Below are 16,619 nucleotides of genomic sequence, written 5' to 3'. Positions count from 1 at the left end.
AGGTACGTGGTTGGTGGTGAACGATGATTCCTCGGGTAGTCTATCTCGTCCTCTTCGTCGGGGTGCTCGGTGTGGGTTTCGAACGCTACCGAACCCGCTTCGAGCGATACGAACTCGGAGCGGCGCTACTCGGCGCATTCGTCATCCTCGTCGTCGCAGTCGCACCGCAGATCGGTACGCTTCTGCGTGGTGTGGGTGCCGCGGAACTGGTGGCCGTTCTCGCCCTCGTCGTCACGCTCGGTTTCGCCGTCCTGCTTCGGCGCAGGAGCGTCCGGACCGAGCGGAAGTTCAACTCGCTGATTCGAGAGCGGGCGATTCGAGACGTTTCCGACGACACGGACGAGAACTCGATCTACGTCGTCATTCCGGCCTACAACGAGGCGGAAACGGTCGGCGCGGTGGTCGAATCGCTCCCCGAATCGCTCTTCGACCACGACATCGTCCCGCTCGTTGTTTCGGACGGGTCGATGGACGGGACCGCCCGCGCGGCCCGCAGCGCGGGCGCGTTGGTGGTCGAACACACGGTCAACACGGGACAGTGTGGTGCGCTGAAAACCGGCTTCGAAATCGCCAGACGACGACGGGCGGACATCGTCGTCGGGATGGACGCGGACGGTCAGCACCGCGGCGACGAGGTGGAACGCCTCGTCGCTCCCGTCCTCGCCGACGAGGCGGATTACGTCATCGGATCACGCTATCTCGGAACCGACTCCTCCGAAAACGGTCCGGTTCGCCGCGGCGGCATCTGGGCGTTCACGACGCTCATCAACGTCCTCACGAAGTCCTCCATCACCGACTCGACCAACGGCTTTCGAGCGGTCACCATCGATACCCTCGACCGGATTTCGTGGGTCGAAGAGCGCTTCTGTGCGGTCGAGTTGTTGGTCGAAGTACGGAAGAACGGGTTTCGGTTGGAGGAGGTTCCGGTGACTGTCGAACGGCGGCAGGCGAGCACGACGAAGAAACCGAAACTCGGGTACGGCATCGGCATCGCCCGAACGCTCGTGGGGTCGTATCTCCGATGATTTCCGGAGGAACGTGATTCATGAACGAGGAAGGACCCGACGCGAGAAAACTCGACGAGGGAAGACACGGCGACGAGCACCGCGACGAGGAGCGGGATACCGATGCGTCCGACGACGACACGGATTCGCGGTGGAGCGTCGTCATCACGGTCCTGAAGGTGCTGGTTTCGGTCGGATCGTTCGGGTACCTGCTGTGGAAGTTCCCCGTCGAACAGGCCTTCGAAACGATGTTCCAGATGAAGGCGATTTATCTGGTGCTGCTCGTCCCTATCGTCGTGCTCCCAATCTTCCTCACGTCTCGGTCGTTGCAGTTGCTGTACGAGGAGTACGAGAAGATACGGTTCCTGCCGATATTCAAGGTCGATACGGTGGATTTCGTCGTCAACTCGTTTCTGCCGACGCGACTCGGGACGCTCGCCACGACGCCGCTCATCCTGAACAAGTACACGGGAATCAAACTACGGCGGGCGTTCGTCATCAAGGGCGTCCAACTGCAGATGATCGCCGCGATAAACGGCCTCGTCGCACTGGCCGGGTTGTTCCTGCTGGTTCAGTACCTCGAACGCGGACTGGCCCTCGTCCTGCTCGTCAGCGCCGGGGCGTACCTCTCGATTCCCGTCGGCGTGTTCCTGCTGGCGTGGGTCGACCTCCCGTCGTTCATCTCCGACCGCGCGCCGAAACTGTTGTCGTCGGCCGCCGAGATGCAACACGACATCCTTTCGCCGAACAAGGTCAAGTCGGCGGGGTTGCTGTTTCTGTCGTTCGTCGTGCTCTCGGGGGTTCGGTTCGGCGTCATCGGCACGAGTCAAGGATTGGAGTTGTCGCCGCTGCTCTACCTACTCATCCCGACGCTGGTGTACTCGGTCACCGTGCTCCCCATCTCCATCGGCGGCATCGGAATCACGGAGGTGACGGGGACGACGGTGCTCGTGGCGTTGGGAGTTCCACCCGGCTTGGCCGCGAGCGTCGTCGTCCTCGACAGGATTTTCGCCGCCTATCTGCCGCTCGTGCTCCTCTACGTCTACGCGAATTACGTTATCCACTCGGACGTGAGCGTCTAATCCAACGGAGACGAGCGTGCACCGACGCCCTAGCGTTTTGTACCGAACCGCCGTCGTCCGTGGTATGGTTCAGTGGGGGGAGGACGGCGGTAGTGAAAGCGACGGCGATAGTGACGGCGGAAACGAGTTCGTGCTCGTCAATCCGGCGAAGACGCCGCGGCCGGAGACGAAGATGCTGACCCAGCAGTTGGCCGACGACGGCAACCGGGTCTCCGTCGTCATCCCGAAGGAAGCCGAGGACAGGATGGAGACGGTGGACGACGCGGACTACGTGTTCTACGACGCGTGGTTCGTTCCTGGCGTCCGGTATCCGATCCCGTTGCCGTCGTTTTTCACCCAACTGTTCTCGCTGATCGGCCGGGCCGACGTGGCGTTCGTGACGAGCTACATCTACCTGCCGTGTCTCGTCACGACGCTCTTCGCCGCCCTGCTCCGCACTCCCTGTATCGTCAGTGTGGACGTGCTCGTCGGTGTTCGCTGGTCGTACGGACAGTCCGTCGTCGATTCCATCGCGGCGATATACACCCACACCGTCGGCCGGTGTACGTTCGCACTCAGCGACCACCTCGTCGTCCCGGGCGAGTACATGCGAACGGAACTGACGCGGTTCGCGCCCGCCGAAAAGATCACCGTGATTCCGAACGGCATCGACGTGGACCATTTCACGGCCGCCGAGGAAACAGCCGACGGCCGCGAGCGGGAGCGAGCGAACGTGGGCGAACAGGGGGATGCGGGCGGGCGAGCGGGAGTGAACGAACAGGATGCGGACAGGCGAGCGGGCGTGAACGAACGTGAGCGAGCGAACGGGGGTGGGAACGCGGATGCGAACGACCGAACGAAGGTGGGTGGTCGAACGCACGCGGACGAACGGGTAAACCTGCTGTTCGTCGGGCGGTTGGCCCCCGTGAAAAACATCCCGCTGCTCCTTCGGAGCGTGAAGCGATTACGGGACGAGACGGGTACCGACTACGACCTCACCATCGTCGGTGACGGCGAGGAGCGGGAACGATACGAGACGCTGGCGAAGGAGTTGGAGTTGAGCGACGCCGTCCGATTCGAGGGCTTTCGGTCGAACGTCCGGGAGTACTACCGCGACGCCGACGTGCTCGTACTCACGTCGGTTTCGGAAGGGTTCCCGACGGTATTGATGGAGGCACAGGCCTGTGGACTGCCCGTCGTCACCACCGATGTCGGCGGCGCACGCGAAATCGTCGCCGCCGGAAGCGTCGTCTCGCGGGACGAACCGGGTGAAGTCGCCGAAGCGATCACGTCCGTCGTCACCAGCGATTCCGAGGAACTTCGATCGACGGCGAGACGACACGTCGAACAGCAGTACTCGCAGACGGAATTGTATGTTCGATACAGAGACATATTTCAAGAACAGATCGGTAGTAATTAGACAAATCGGAGCCTGAACGCGGTCTCGGGCATGGGCACAATCGATAAGTTAGTGTGAGTGGTTTGACAATCGGGAGAGAAAATATGACAACACTGAGTAGCAAGCGAGTGCTCATTACCGGTGGGTGTGGCTCGATCGGTTCGGCACTGGTTCGACGGGTGTTGCAGGATGGCCCGGAACTGGTTCGTGTCATCGACAACGACGAGGGACGACTCCACTGGATGGAGACGAAACTCGGACGTCAGTATCCACGCCAACTGAAAACGTCGTACAAGGACGTGCGTGAGTTCCACGAGATGGTGGAAGCGATGGACGGTATCGACGTCGTCTTTCACACCGCGGCGCTCAAACACGTCGGAATCGTGGAACGCGATCCGTTTCAGGCGGTCAAAACGAACGTCGAGGGAACCGAGAACGTCATTCACGCCGCGATGGAAACGGACGTGGAAGCCGTCATCGCCGTCAGTACGGACAAGGCATCGAACCCCGTCTCGGCGATGGGCGCAACGAAGTTGCTCTCCGAGCGACTGAGCGTCGCAGCGAACGAGAACAGTCGAGACACTCGATTCGGCTGTGTCCGGTTCGGAAACGTGCTCGGGACGCGTGGCTCCGTGGTACCGGTGTTTATCGAACAGATTCGAGCGGGCGGACCGATCACCGTCACCGACGCCGAAATGACCCGGTTCGTCATGCGACCGGAAGACGCGGCCGAGTTCGTCGTGGAAACCTACGGAACGACCGACGGGGGCGAAGTCGTCGTCCGCAAGATGCCCGCGTTCAAACTGGGGACGTTAGCCGATGCGCTTCGGGAGAAGTACGCGACCCAATTCGGCCATCGCCCGGAGGAGATTCCGACGAGAATCGTCGGCTCCGGACCGACCGAGCGCTACCACGAGAAACTCGTCTCGGAGGACGAGGTGAAACACGCGGTCGAGGAGGACACCCGCTTCATCCTCTACCCGAACGAGGGATCGATGCCCGACGATGACGCGGGACGTTCGCTCGCGGGCGAGTACACGTCCGAGGACGCACGACAGCTCTCGAAAACGGAACTGTTGGCGATGCTCGACGGGATGGATGGAAAGCTACAGACGGTCGGAGCACCTGTGGAACGTCGATCGTAAGTATCGACGGCGTATTTCGATCGGAGACGCCGCCCGTTCAATCGTAGATGACGACGCCGCCGTTCGCATAGACGCGGTCGCGGTGGCGGTCCAATCCGACCTCGGGATCGTACGTGAGCGACCACCTGCCTTTCATCTTGCCGTATAGTCGATACACGCGAGCCTTCTCACGGTAGGCGACGTAGGCTCTGCTGGGAAACGCCGTGTCGTTCATCAAGTTCTCGTCCGCGGCCACGTACACCCGTTGGTCACCCGGATTTCGAAGGTTCACGGACTCCTGTGCGTAGTACTGGTCGGTGGCGATCTGTGCAGGGACGTGCGAACTGAACCGCTTCGCGGCGACCTCCTCGGCCGTGAGGTACTGTCGGTCGCTCTGTGGACTGTCGGGGACGATCAACGGCGAAACGAGTTGTGACATCAGCAACAGCACGAGGACGGCGGCCGCGAGCGTTCGCCGTCGCCGCCCGGTTGCGTATCGCGTGAGGAGGGTTATCGAGACGAGGACGCACAACAACAGTTCCACGTAGAAGTACATCCGTGACGGGTTCACTGCGGAAACACTCACGGAACCGACTCCGGTAAGTACGATACAGACCGCGATACCGGCCAGCAGCGTCCACTCGTCGTCCGACTCCGCTTTGCGGGCCAGCAGGAGCCAGGCGATTCCAGCGAGGGGAACCAACGAAAGTCCGTACGCCCGGCGAAGCAGGAAGTACATCGTCCCGGCCGCGACCGGTCTCGCCGCCTTCGGAACGGCGTGAACCGTCGTCACGGACGCGACTTGTAGTGCCAGCAACAGTCGGCCGATGACGCCCGTGATGAAGTCCGTGATGACGGTGAGTTGAACGAGAACGAGCACGCCCGAAAGGAGCGTGAGGACGAACAGGGTCGAGGGCGTCGTCGCCCGACGAACTGGCTGGTCCCGCCAATCGCCCGATTTGAGCAGGATGAGCGCGCCGCTGCCGACGACCGCCCCGAAGACGAGGAGCGTCGTGATCTTGTGCGTGTACACCAGCGTGATGGTGAAGAGGAACGCCAGCGCGAGGTCGCGTCCGCGCTTGTGCTGGAGATACTGCCCGAGGACGTAGAGGAACGGGAGCCACAACCCGACCGCGAGCGTCTGTGCCAGTGGCATCACGGCGTACATTACGGAGGTCGCGCCGACCGTGACCAACAGCGCCGCGTAGATTCCGGCGCGGTCAGTCCACAGTCGGCGCGCGATGACGTAGGCGAGAAGCGGGAAGAAAATCCCGAAGACGTAGGCGTACACGTCCAAAATTCGGAGGTCCCCCACGCCCAGTATCTTCCCGGTCAGCGCACCCGACAGCAGAAACGTGGGCGCTTTCCCGTAGAACTGAAAGTCGAGCCCCGCGACCCGCCCCGTCTCCATCAGGGAGACCATGACCGTGGCGAACTTGTCTGGGTCCATCCCGAGGTAGCTACTCGGAAACGAGACGATGGAGGCACGGTAGTAGACGCCCAACGCCACTATCGCCGCGAGAAGGGGTCGGATCGCCGGGAACGACGGCCGTGACGGGGCCCAAACCGCGTACGCGGCCAACGACAGAACGACGATTCCGACACCGGCTTGGAGATACGGTGACAGTCTGCCGCCGAAATGAGACACGAGCGTCGTCGCCAACAGCACCCAGCACGCGACGATGACGACGACTTTGAGCACGTCTCCTGGGTGACGGGCAACGGCGGGACGAGGATTCATCGACAGTCCGTTCAGTACGCGACGGAGACACTTACGAATCTATCGGCCCGCACGGGGAATTCGTGAGGTTTCGAGACGTGTTCGGATCGGGAGGAATCAATACGATGTTCGGATGGTGCGGCCATTTTCTATTCGTCCTGGTAGTGAAACTTTCAGCGAACCTATTTGCCGGTCGACACCGCCGATTAGGGGGACAGATGAAGATCGGACTGCTGAATCCGACGGTGCTGGTCAGACCGGACCCGCAACTGCTCGCGCCGCGGTTGGCAGCGGCGGGACACGACGTGGTGTTCTACCATCCGGAGAAGGGTCGCGGAAACCCGCCCGAGGGACCGAACATCACGGTGAAGTACTATCCCGCGCGGTTCGTCCCGGAACTGCGCTACACCCTTCCGACGCCGGGATTCTATCGCCTGCTGAAGGAGGATATTCCGACGCTGGACGAACTCGTCATCGGCGATTATCTCTACCCGGTCTGTTCGATCGGCGCGCTGCTCGGCCGTCGATTCGGCGTCGATACCACCGTCGTCGTGAGCAACCTCGTCGGCGTCGAGTGGTTCTACGGAAACCGGTTCGTGGACTGGGTGGCGAAACTGTACACCCACTCGGTCGGGCGACTGACGTTCGCGGCCGCGGACCACGTCGTCGGACAGGGTGAGTACGTCCGCAACGGACTGGTTCGGTTCGCGTCCGAGGGAAAGACGTCGGTCATCCCGACGGGAATCGACCTCGATTACTATTCGCCGGACGCGACGGCACCGGCCGATTTCGACCGCGAGGATACCGTCGAACTCGTCTACGTCGGTCGCCTCGACCCGGTGAAAGGCGTCGATAACCTGCTGGAAGCCGTGGCCGAACTGGACGCGAGGGAGGGTCGAACGTACCACCTCACGCTCGTCGGCGACGGGACGAAACGGGCCGAATACGAACGGTTCGTCGCGGAACGGGGAATCACGGGAAGCGTCACGTTCGCGGGCTACCAGGACGACGTGCGACCGTTTCTCATCGCGGCGGACGTGTTCGTCCTCGCGTCGCTGGCGGAGGGACCACCGGCGGTGATACGGGAGGCACAAGCGTGCGAGACGCCGGTCGTGAGCACCGACGTTGGCGGCGTCTCGGATCTGGTTCGCGGTGGTCGAGTCGTTCGGCCGAACGACCCGTCCGCGCTCGCGGACGGTATCGAATCGTTGGCCGGGACCGACCTCGCCGAACGGGGACGAATCGCTCGGGAGTACATGATCGACGGGTTCGATATCGAGTCGATGATGGCGGAGTACACGTCGATTTTCGTGGACGAATAGGAATTTCCGTCGGCAATTCGAGTGGCTGCGACCAGTTTCAAGACTGAAACGTTCGATGAGCCAGAATCTCTTTTCCAGTGGATGCCGTGTATCTCCTTTCATGACGGCAACAGTAAGCATGAGTATCGAACTGGAACTAAAATGGGGGGAACAGGGACTCGAAACCGACCCCGGATACATCAGCGAAAGGCGCTCGCACGAGACGCAGGCTTTGCGGCGACTCCTGTCCGCGTGTGACGAATACGACGTACCCATTTCGTTCGACGTGGTCGGTTACCTCCTCCATCCAGAGTACATCCCACCCGAAGACGACCCGTACGATGACGACTGGTGGCCCGTCGGACCGGAGTCATCCGTCGACACCCACCCGAGGTACTACGCCCCGGATCTGGTCGAGGAAATCGTGGACACGGAGGTGGACCACGAGATTTGCACGCACACGTACTCGCACTTGTTGGCCGAACAGTTCGACGACGACCACCTCGACTGGGAACTCGACCGAGTCGAGGACCTGTACGAACGAAACGACCTACAGAAACCGGTCTCGTTCGTGGCACCACGCCACCACACCGTCGAGCGTGACGTACTGTCAAAGCACGGAATTCGGACGATTCGGATTCCGATCGCCGGACTGCCCGACCACGCCCCGGGCAAGGCGTGGTACATGCTACGCCGTGAACATCCGGTCGCCGAACCGCGGGAACGAAACGGAATCGTCGAGGTGCCGAGTACGAAGGCGCCATCGCTGACGACGGCGCTCCTGCCGGAGGGTCGTCATCCGACCCATCCCGGCTTTCGCCCGATTCCGAAGCCGGTTCGACGGCGGATTCACCAGCGCTACCTGCAATCGGCGCTGGATCGTGCGCTCGTCGAGGATTCGCACGTTCATCTGTGGACTCACCTGTTCAACATGTCGAACGACGACCAGTGGCTGTTGATACGGGAATTTCTGCGACGAGCGGGTCAGTTCCAGCGACGAGGCGGCATCGACGTCGTGACCCTTCAGGAGTGTGCCGACCGCTACGCGGGGGGTGTCTGAGATGCGGGTCGGACTTCTGCTCGACGGGCAGATGCTGGAGGAGTGGATGGCGCGCCCCATCGAACGGATGGAAGCGGAAACGGATGCGACCGTTACGACGATCATCGAGAACGCCGACCCGCCGGGGTACAGACGGTATCTCGAAATCGCGCGGCGTGACGGTATCTGGACGTCGATGCAGGGCGTGAAGATGATCCGCCGCACGCTCGACCCACCGGAATACAGGAAACGCCGACACGTTTCGGAGGTTATCGACGCGAACGACGTGACGTACCACCGATGTCAGCCCGTGGAGACGAACGGGTTGGGGAACGAACTCCCGCCCGAAGCGGTTTCGCTCCTCGACGAACACACGGACCTCGCCATCCGCTACGGGTTCGACATTCTCGTCGGCGACGCCCTGACCGCTCCCGACCACGGTGTGCTGAGTTATCATCACGGGAATTTTCGGCGGTATCGCGGCCGCCCGGCCGGGTTCTGGGAATTCCTGCACGACGAAGAGACGGCGGGCGTGACGCTTCAACGGATAACTGACGAACTCGACGCGGGGCACATCGTCGTGGAGGACGAGGTCACCATCAGCGACTGCACGATGTGGGGCGACGTGTTGGAGCGTCTCTACTGGGCGTCCGGCCCGATGCTGGCCGAGGCAGTTCGCCGCCTCGACGAACCGACGTTCGAACCGAAAACGGTGAATGAACTCGGGACGCTCTACACCCGTCCGGATCCCGCCGAATTCGCCCGCTTCCTCGGCAAGTCGCTGTACAACCGCGTCGATGAAACCGTCTGATCGGGACCGACCGCGACTAGAATGTCCGCAAAACGTGTATCGCGACGACGTACCCGAATGCCACCAGTCCGGCGAGCAGTATCCAGCGAAGTCGTAACTGCCACCGTGGCCGGACGTGTGCGGGTGACGTGAGTTCCAGCAACATCAACAGGCCGACGAGCGAGACGAGGAAGAACGTCTCGACCGTGAGCACCCCGAGAATCGACAGGCAGGCCGCCGCGATGAGCATCAATCCGAGTTGCCCGTAGATGAACTGCCGTCGATGTTCGAGCGTCATCGGGACGACACTCGACGGAAACACGTACAACTCTGTCGGCTCCCGTGGGCAGTCAGGGGAACGTTAAAAACGGTTATTCAGTCCGACTCGGCCGGAACCGAGTCCGATTCGCCGTTCGCTTCGGCCGTCCCGTCGCTCAGCAGCACGTCGGGAACGAAGCGGTCCTCGTGCGATTCGATCCGGTCGCTGTGGCGAGCGAGCGTCTCCAACACGTCCCGAACACCTTCCTCGAACGTCTGTCGCTGGTCGCCGATGAGACTCATATAGCGGTCGTTTTCGATCTCCATCGCGTGCGTCTCGTCCTCCTCGCGCGGGTTTTCGAAGTGTTCGACGGACGTATCGAAATCGAACTCCGCGGCGACCGAGTCGATGGTTTCGGCGATTTCCACGATGCTGATGGCTCGCGTCACTTGGTTGTACACCGCGAAATCGTCGGATCGGTCGGCCGAGTCGGCGAGCGCGAGGCGCGCGAGTCCCTCCACGGTGTCTTCGAGGCTGGCGAACGGTTTCCGTTGCTCGCCCTTCCCGTACACCGTCAGCGGGTAGCCCGCGGCCGCTTGTGCACAGAAGCGGTGGACGACGGTGCCGAAGTAGTAGTCAAAGTCGAACCGCGTCTTCAACGCGTCGGACGCCCTCGTCTCCTCGGTTTCGGTGCCGTAGATGATGGCCGTCCGAACGTCGCTGATCGGAACCCCGAACTGCTTGTGTGCCAACCGCAGGTTGGCCGCGTCGTGTGATTTGGTCAGGTGATACCAGCTTCCCGCCATCGCCGGGAACGGAACTTCGTCACGCTTCCCCTCGTTCTCCATCGTCGCGCCCCCCTCCGGAATCGGGAAGTCGGGCGCGCCGTAGACGCCGGTCGTCGTCGTCTCGATGAAGTGGGTGTCGGTCATCCCGTGTTCCTTCAACCCCCACAGGAGGTTTCGCGTCGATTGCAGGTTGTTGTGCTGCGTGTAGTTCGCCCGGTCGCCGTTTATCTGCGAGTAGGGCGCGGATGGCTGTGCGGCCACGTGAACGATCGTCTCGGGTTCGTGGATGGACAGAAGTTCGTCCACGAACGAACGGTCCACGAGGTCGCCACGGACGAACGAGAGGTTCGTGATCCCCAACTGGTCGCTCGCGGCGACCACTCGCTCCTCCGGGGTCGTGATCGGAACCGCGCTCTGGCTGCCGATCTCCTCGACCCAACGACGCCGCCCGTAGTTGTCGACGCTGATGACGCGCTCGTCGGTTCGGTCGGCGATCCGGAGCGCCGTCGGCCACCCGATATAACCGTCGCCTCCGGTGACGAGAATCGTCATCGCTCGGCCCCCTTCCCGGCCGCGTCCGTATCTTCGTTTGCTTCCGCGTCTGCCTCCATCCGACGGTCACTCAGATGCTCCCAGATCTCGGTACACCCGATGCCGTCCCCGATGTCACTGAGATGTTCAACGTAATCGTTCGAGTCTCTCATTAGAGTGTCAGTCCACTATCCCTTTTGACTTCAAGATTTCGGGCGTAATGGATCTGAAAACGTCGAAATGGAACAGTACGGCGCGTAAAAATTCGTTTCTCTATATCGATCGTCACGCAATCGAGGTATACTCGGTCGGGGCGTACTTGCGACCGTGCTAGCTACGGGCCGATACCGATCGTAATTCGTCGAATCGTCAGTCCTCGGTTCGTCCATCGTCCTGCGTCCCCCCTTCGTCATCGTCGGCCTCCTCGTCGTGCTCGCGCGGAACGACGTCGCCAACGTCGTCGAGCAGCCCCGAAATGGAGTCCGCCGAAGCCGCTTCCGAGGCGAAGACGACGCGCTCGTAGTACGCAGTCAGGTCGTCCAGTACTCGATATTCGCGGTCGGAAACGGTCGTCATCGCCTCCCGTCGGAACTCGCGCGGCGTCGCCGACGGGTCGAGGTCGTACCGACGAAGGATGGAGGTACGAACCGTCGCGTACCCCATCTCGACCGCCGGTTCGTACTCGCCGGACGCGAGGCGCGAGCGTGCGGCGTCGAGTTCGTCCTGCACGGTCCGTTCGTCATTAGCGTCCGCCTCGTCACCCACGTCCTCCTCGTCCGTCCCGTCTCGGTCCTCGGCTTCGGTAACCGATTCCTCCGTCATCGTCTCGCCACCGTCGCCCATCCATCGCTCCCTGACCAGAACGGTTCCGAACAGGAGGACGAGCGTCAGCAGCGCCGCACCCGCCCACGGCAGCGAGATCCAGTCGAGCAACCCGGCCGAACTCGACGTTCCTTCGAGTCGGGCACTCGCCCGTGCCCCGTCGAGGTTCGACGCGTTCGCGTTGAACACCGCGACGACGCTGGCGTCGTCGTCTCGTTTCACCGACGACGGCAGGCGCATCGTCGTCTCGTAACTTCCGTTCGGTTTCGTCTTCGTGTGCGCGACGCGGTTGCCGTTCACTCGGAGCGCAACCACGCGACCCTTCCCCGCCGTGCTGTTGTTGGCACGCAGTCGGCCGTGCACCGCGACGCGACTGCCGTTTCGCGTCGCGTGAATCGACAGCGACGTGTTCGTCCGCTCGACGAACACGCTCCGGGACGTGTTCGAACTCGACAGCGCCCGATGCGAGAGCGCGACCGTCGCCCTGAGTCGCTGTTTCCCGGTCGGAACCGCCGACGGAAGCCGCGTCTGGAATTTGAATCGCCCGCTGGGTCCCGTGGTTGCGGTGCCGATTCGCTGATTGCCGACACTGACGACGACCGGGACGCTCCCCGCCGTCCTGCCGCCCGCACCGACGACGCCCGAGACGATCATCGGCTGTCCGAATCCCGTCCGATTCGGCGTTCGTCGCAGTCGTACCCGCGAATCGACCTGCCGTATTTCGGCGTTCACGGTGTCGGTCGCGCCGAGATACGAGGACTGGTTCAACGGTCGGTACTCGACCGGAATTTTCGTCGTATCGAGCGGAATCATCGTCGGGCGATAGGTAGCGTGGAACCGTCCGGCGTCGTTCGTTCGGGTGTGAATCGTTCGGTTTCCGACGTTGAACGTGACGTTCCGGTTCGAGATGGCACTCCCGTTTTCGGTCGTCAGCACGCCGGTCAGCGTCATCGGGTCGAGAAACGAAACCGTCTTGGATGCCGCGTGGACGTCCAGTTTCGTCCGCTCGAACACCGTCTCCTCGACGTGTTCCTGTGTCCGACTGACGTTACGGGAGATGGTCGTCACCTGCCGCGACGACCGATTCAGATCGACCGGTGTCGTCCGCGAGACGTTCCAATACGTCGATTTCAGCGACACGCTGGACTGATTCGTCCGTTCGGCCAACTGGTTGAGTTTGCGCGCGCGCTGTCGCGCACGCTTGGTGTTGCCGTTCTTTCGTGCTTTCCGATACTGACGGTAGGTCTTCCGATACTCCCGAACAGCGTCGATGAATTTGCGCTGGCTCTTCGCTCCCTGTCGAAATTGGTCGGTATCGTTTTCGCTCCCGTTCGAGCGCGTCGATCGCTGAACCTCGACGTACTGTCCGAGTTGCTTCGAGAACCGATCGCCGACGATGCCGTGTGCCTTCTCGTACTGACCCCGCTTAACCTGAACCATGCTCCCGCCCAATCGCCGCGCAAGCCGCGCTCTGAGCCACCGTTTGACCGCCTCGGAGTTCCCCTTCTGTCGAACCCGCTTCGGGTTTTCGTGGCGGGGAACGGTGACGTTCGTCGAGTTCGCGTTCGCATTCGAACCGTTCGCGGTGGAAACGGTAGAACCGCCGCGCTGTTCGGACTGGGCCGTGGTCAATCCCGTGCCGACCACGGCCGACGCCACGAGGAGTGTGGCAACTAGCACGACGAACAGAGTGTTTCTCGAACTGGTCATGGAGTATCGAGCGGTTTGCGGCGGCAGTTCGGCCAATTACGGCGGCAGTTCGACCGATCACGGCGACGGTTCGACGGCGGGGACCGAGCCATCCGACCGCTACGCTGGACGCGGAGTAAGCCGGACCGGGAGTTAAAACCGGTCGACCGTTGAGCGAAGTATGGTCGAACTATCCCATCGTGGGGTCAGTCGAACGAAGCCGTCAACTGGCGGTTCCCGCCGGGAGGGGGGCAGGCTACCACCACCCGATCGAAACGGGGGATTACCGCCGAAACGATCCCTCCCTGTTAACTGCCATCGTCGGCTTTTCCCACCGATGCATGCGACTCGTCGTCACTGGGCCGTCGTCACGTTCGGACTCTCCTTTTCGGCGTTGGCGATACTTCTCGACCGACCGGCGCTCGTCTTCGGGACGGTCGGCGTCGCGTGCTGGTTGCTGTATCAGTACGCCACGTTCACCTCGGAACTCCGGCGAGTCGTGACGGAAACGTCCGTCTCACAGTCGGTATCGCGCGCTCGACTCCCGACGGGAAGCGCGCTGACGGTAACGCTGGCCGTCGAGCGGCCGGATTCTTCCACGCTCGACCTCACGGTCGAATCACGGCCGCCGCTCTCGGGCCGGGGAACGACGGCGGCGAATCGAACCGTCGTCCTCGATGCGGACGAGGACAGCGGAAAAACGACGTACTCCGTCGAGTTCCCGACTGCCGGAACCGTCGCGTTCGAGAGACCGAGGCTCACCATCGACGACCGACTCGGGTTGTTCACCGCTCGCTGTGAGAACGGCGACGAACCGAGCATTACCGTCACCCAGCGAACCCCGGAAGACGTTCACGTCGGACGGGGAGGACAGCGGACACAGACGCAATACGGGAGTCAGTACGCGAAACGAAACACCAGCGGATTGCCGACGGTCGAGATACGCGAGTACACGACCGGTGACAGCCTCCGCCGCGTCGATTGGAACGCGACGGCGCGGTTCGACTACCCGCACGTCCGCGAGTACGAGAACGAAACCGACCGCCGACTCGCAGTCTTCATCGACAGTCGGCCGTCGGTCGGCAACGGACGGGAGGGGGAGACCCAGTTCGCGTATCTCCGTGAAGTGGCGCTCACGCTCGTCTCGGAAGCCAGCGAGCGTTCCGACGCGATGGCACTGTACGCGGTCGGACGCGACGGCGTGACCGTCCGTCACCCGTTCCGTTCGACGCCGACACATTACGCGGCGATCCGTGAGACGCTGTATTCGCTGTCGGTGGAAGAAGGGGAAAACGGCGAATTTGCCCACTCGAACGCTGATTTCGTCGCGTCGAGGCGACGAAACCGGCACGCAAACCTCCAAGCGGACGATTCGCAGTTCGCGGCGCGAATCCGTCCGTTCCTCTCGAATACAGGCGGCGCGGGGTCGGCCGTAGGTGTGGTAGCGGCCGACCCGCTGGACGCCGCGGTTCGAACTCAAGTCGGCCGTCACACGGAAAACGTTCACGTCGCCCTGCTCACGTCGGACGCCAACCGGGGCGAGGTGGAAAACTGCGTTCGCTACGCGAGCGGTCACACCGTCGGAACACGGGCATTTCTCGCGCCGCATGCGTTGTTCGATCCGAAAGGACTCGCGGAGATCGACGAGACGTACAGTGAGTACGTCTCGTTCGAGCGATTCCGGCGGAAGATCGGGGCGTATCCGCGCGTTTCGGCGTTCGAGGTCGGACCGGGGGACCGTATCGAAACCGTCCTCTCCTCCGCACGGGAGGTGCGTGTCTGATGCTCGAATCCACGAATAGAACGCCGTTGGGCGGCATCGGTGTCGTCGCGACGGCGGGTGCGCTGGTATTCGCCCAGCGAGAACTCGGATTGCTCGCCGGTCTCACGCTGTTCGCTCTCTGGGCATTCCTCCCCGCAGTGTACGCGTTCGTCGGCGGCCAGGTCGCCGTCGTCGCCCTTTTCCCGCCACACGTGCTCGGGTGGACGGTTCTCGTCGCCGAGTTCGGATTGGCGGTCGTTCTGCTGTCGCCGTCGCTACAGGGGTCGAGGAGTCGAGAACGACTGGCGGTCGTGTCGCTCGTGGCGTGCTGTCTCGCCTTGACGTGGCTCGGGCTACTCGAATTCGGGATGCTCGTGGTCATCGCAGTTCTCCTGTTCGTGACGGGTGCGATAGCGATGATCGCCACCCAGTACGGGCGTGGTGTCGTCGGAGGTGCGTTCCGATGAGCGAGACGTCACGGCGCGCGGAATCCGAACCGAAGGAGTCCGATTCCTCGTCCGAAACGGACGACCGGTTTCGACTGAAAGCCGAAGTCGAAATCCTCCGCGAGGAGAACGAAACCCTCCGGCACGAGTACGCACGCGTCCGTCACGTCAGGAACCGAAACGCGGCACTCGGTCTCGCCGCCGTCGGTCTCGTCGCCCTCGGCGGCGCGGCGCTCCTACCGTCAGTGCGGACGGTTCTGCTCGTGCTCGGCGCGACGGGGCTGTTTACCGCGACGCTGGTCTACTCGCTGGAGCCGACACGGGTGCTCCCCGTGAGCGCCAGCGAAGCCGTCTACGACGCGTTGGCCGAAAACGAATCGGCGCTCGCGTCCGAACTCGGCTTGAAGTCGGGGCGGTACGTCCCGACGGACGCCTCGGGAACGCCATCGGTCGTGTTGTTCGTCACGGCGAACGATGACGGCCCGTCGCTCCCGGATTCGTCCTCGCTCCTCGTGGTTTCGAACGGGACGGACGGCCACGGCGTTGCGCTCTCCCCGACGGGGATGTCGCTCCTCGATTCGGTTCGGGGATCGATGCCCGACGGGTTCGGCGAGACGCCGGAGGACCTCGCCGGGAGCCTGTCGGATGCGGCCGAAGCCCTCGACATCGTGGAAGCGGCATCGGCCACGGTCGTCGCGGACGAGAATCGACTGGCCGTCGGCGTGTCGGGTTACGCGTACGGCTCCCTCGACCGATTCGATCATCCGGTCCTCTCCGTGTTCGCGGTCGGATTGGCGGCCGCGATGGACGAACCGGTTCGCGTCGAGAGCATCGAACCGTCCGACCGCGCCGACGCGGTCATCGACTATCGGTGGGGCGAGTAG

General features: G+C 62.7%; 16 protein-coding genes. 11 read left to right on the top strand and 5 right to left on the bottom strand.

The genetic code is table 11. From position 1 onward, the window contains the following. Positions 1-23: 23 nt before the first annotated feature. The 4 genes from NKF26_RS21250 (at position 24) to NKF26_RS21235 (ending at position 4,609) form a co-directional block, all read left to right on the top strand. Positions 24-1,025 (top strand): glycosyltransferase, encoded by a 1,002-nt coding sequence (locus NKF26_RS21250; RefSeq protein WP_253228734.1) that lies wholly within the window; start codon positions 24-26, stop codon positions 1,023-1,025. Between the two features lie 20 nt (positions 1,026-1,045). After that, positions 1,046-2,086, top strand: coding sequence for a lysylphosphatidylglycerol synthase transmembrane domain-containing protein (locus NKF26_RS21245; RefSeq protein ID WP_253234857.1), 1,041 nt, complete (start codon positions 1,046-1,048; stop codon positions 2,084-2,086). Positions 2,087-2,150: 64 nt separating this feature from the next. Beyond that, on the top strand, positions 2,151-3,485 hold the full coding sequence (locus tag NKF26_RS21240) for a glycosyltransferase (protein WP_253234856.1): 1,335 nt from the start codon (positions 2,151-2,153) through the stop codon (positions 3,483-3,485). A gap of 83 nt (positions 3,486-3,568) precedes the next feature. After that, entirely contained in the window at positions 3,569-4,609 is a 1,041-nt protein-coding gene (locus NKF26_RS21235) for an SDR family NAD(P)-dependent oxidoreductase (protein WP_253228731.1), read from the top strand. A gap of 37 nt (positions 4,610-4,646) precedes the next feature. On the opposite strand, the gene NKF26_RS21230 is transcribed toward NKF26_RS21235, so the two are convergent. Next, a complete protein-coding gene (locus NKF26_RS21230) occupies positions 4,647-6,329 on the bottom strand; it encodes a hypothetical protein (RefSeq protein WP_253228730.1) in 1,683 nt (560 codons plus the stop codon). Positions 6,330-6,526: 197 nt separating this feature from the next. Between NKF26_RS21230 and NKF26_RS21225 the strand changes: the two genes are divergently transcribed. The 3 genes from NKF26_RS21225 to NKF26_RS21215 all read left to right on the top strand — a co-directional run bounded on the left by NKF26_RS21225 (position 6,527) and on the right by NKF26_RS21215 (position 9,459). Next, entirely contained in the window at positions 6,527-7,630 is a 1,104-nt protein-coding gene (locus NKF26_RS21225) for a glycosyltransferase (protein ID WP_253228729.1), read from the top strand. Between the two features lie 100 nt (positions 7,631-7,730). After that, on the top strand, positions 7,731-8,669 hold the full coding sequence (locus tag NKF26_RS21220) for a polysaccharide deacetylase family protein (protein WP_253228728.1): 939 nt from the start codon (positions 7,731-7,733) through the stop codon (positions 8,667-8,669). A gap of 1 nt (position 8,670) precedes the next feature. After that, complete coding sequence (locus tag NKF26_RS21215) at positions 8,671-9,459, top strand: formyltransferase family protein (protein ID WP_253234855.1); 789 nt, start codon at positions 8,671-8,673, stop codon at positions 9,457-9,459. Between the two features lie 16 nt (positions 9,460-9,475). On the opposite strand, the gene NKF26_RS21210 is transcribed toward NKF26_RS21215, so the two are convergent. From NKF26_RS21210 to NKF26_RS21195, 4 genes are all read right to left on the bottom strand, one after another. Further along, positions 9,476-9,736, bottom strand: coding sequence for a hypothetical protein (locus tag NKF26_RS21210; protein ID WP_253228726.1), 261 nt, complete (start codon positions 9,734-9,736; stop codon positions 9,476-9,478). Between the two features lie 77 nt (positions 9,737-9,813). Beyond that, positions 9,814-11,037 carry an NAD-dependent epimerase/dehydratase family protein gene (locus NKF26_RS21205; RefSeq protein WP_253234854.1) on the bottom strand — a complete coding sequence of 408 codons (1,224 nt, stop codon included), beginning with the start codon at positions 11,035-11,037 and terminating at the stop codon, positions 9,814-9,816. After that, on the bottom strand, positions 11,034-11,189 hold the full coding sequence (locus NKF26_RS21200; RefSeq protein ID WP_253228724.1) for a hypothetical protein: 156 nt from the start codon (positions 11,187-11,189) through the stop codon (positions 11,034-11,036). Before NKF26_RS21200 ends, NKF26_RS21205 begins: the two co-directional genes overlap by 4 nt. A gap of 196 nt (positions 11,190-11,385) precedes the next feature. Continuing rightward, entirely contained in the window at positions 11,386-13,518 is a 2,133-nt protein-coding gene (locus tag NKF26_RS21195) for a hypothetical protein (RefSeq protein ID WP_253234853.1), read from the bottom strand. On the opposite strand from NKF26_RS21195, the gene NKF26_RS21190 reads away from it, so the two are divergent. The 4 genes from NKF26_RS21190 to NKF26_RS21175 all read left to right on the top strand — a co-directional run bounded on the left by NKF26_RS21190 (position 13,505) and on the right by NKF26_RS21175 (position 16,619). Further along, on the top strand, positions 13,505-13,684 hold the full coding sequence (locus tag NKF26_RS21190; RefSeq protein ID WP_253228722.1) for a hypothetical protein: 180 nt from the start codon (positions 13,505-13,507) through the stop codon (positions 13,682-13,684). The two genes, NKF26_RS21195 and NKF26_RS21190, sit on opposite strands and share 14 nt — an antisense overlap. Before the next feature lie 180 nt (positions 13,685-13,864). Beyond that, on the top strand, positions 13,865-15,310 hold the full coding sequence (locus tag NKF26_RS21185) for a DUF58 domain-containing protein (protein ID WP_253234852.1): 1,446 nt from the start codon (positions 13,865-13,867) through the stop codon (positions 15,308-15,310). Further along, positions 15,310-15,756: a hypothetical protein gene (locus NKF26_RS21180; RefSeq protein ID WP_253228720.1), complete on the top strand. Its 447-nt coding sequence runs from the start codon at positions 15,310-15,312 to the stop codon at positions 15,754-15,756. The genes NKF26_RS21185 and NKF26_RS21180 overlap by 1 nt, the downstream gene beginning before the upstream one ends. After that, positions 15,753-16,619 (top strand): hypothetical protein, encoded by an 867-nt coding sequence (locus tag NKF26_RS21175; protein ID WP_253234851.1) that lies wholly within the window; start codon positions 15,753-15,755, stop codon positions 16,617-16,619. The genes NKF26_RS21180 and NKF26_RS21175 overlap by 4 nt, the downstream gene beginning before the upstream one ends.

The sequence above is a fragment of the Haladaptatus sp. AB618 genome (assembly GCF_024136965.1).
In the GTDB taxonomy this organism is placed as follows: Archaea; Halobacteriota; Halobacteria; order Halobacteriales; family Haladaptataceae; genus Haladaptatus.
Note: the sequence above shows the minus strand (reverse complement) of the source record. Positions and strands in the feature narration are given on the sequence as shown.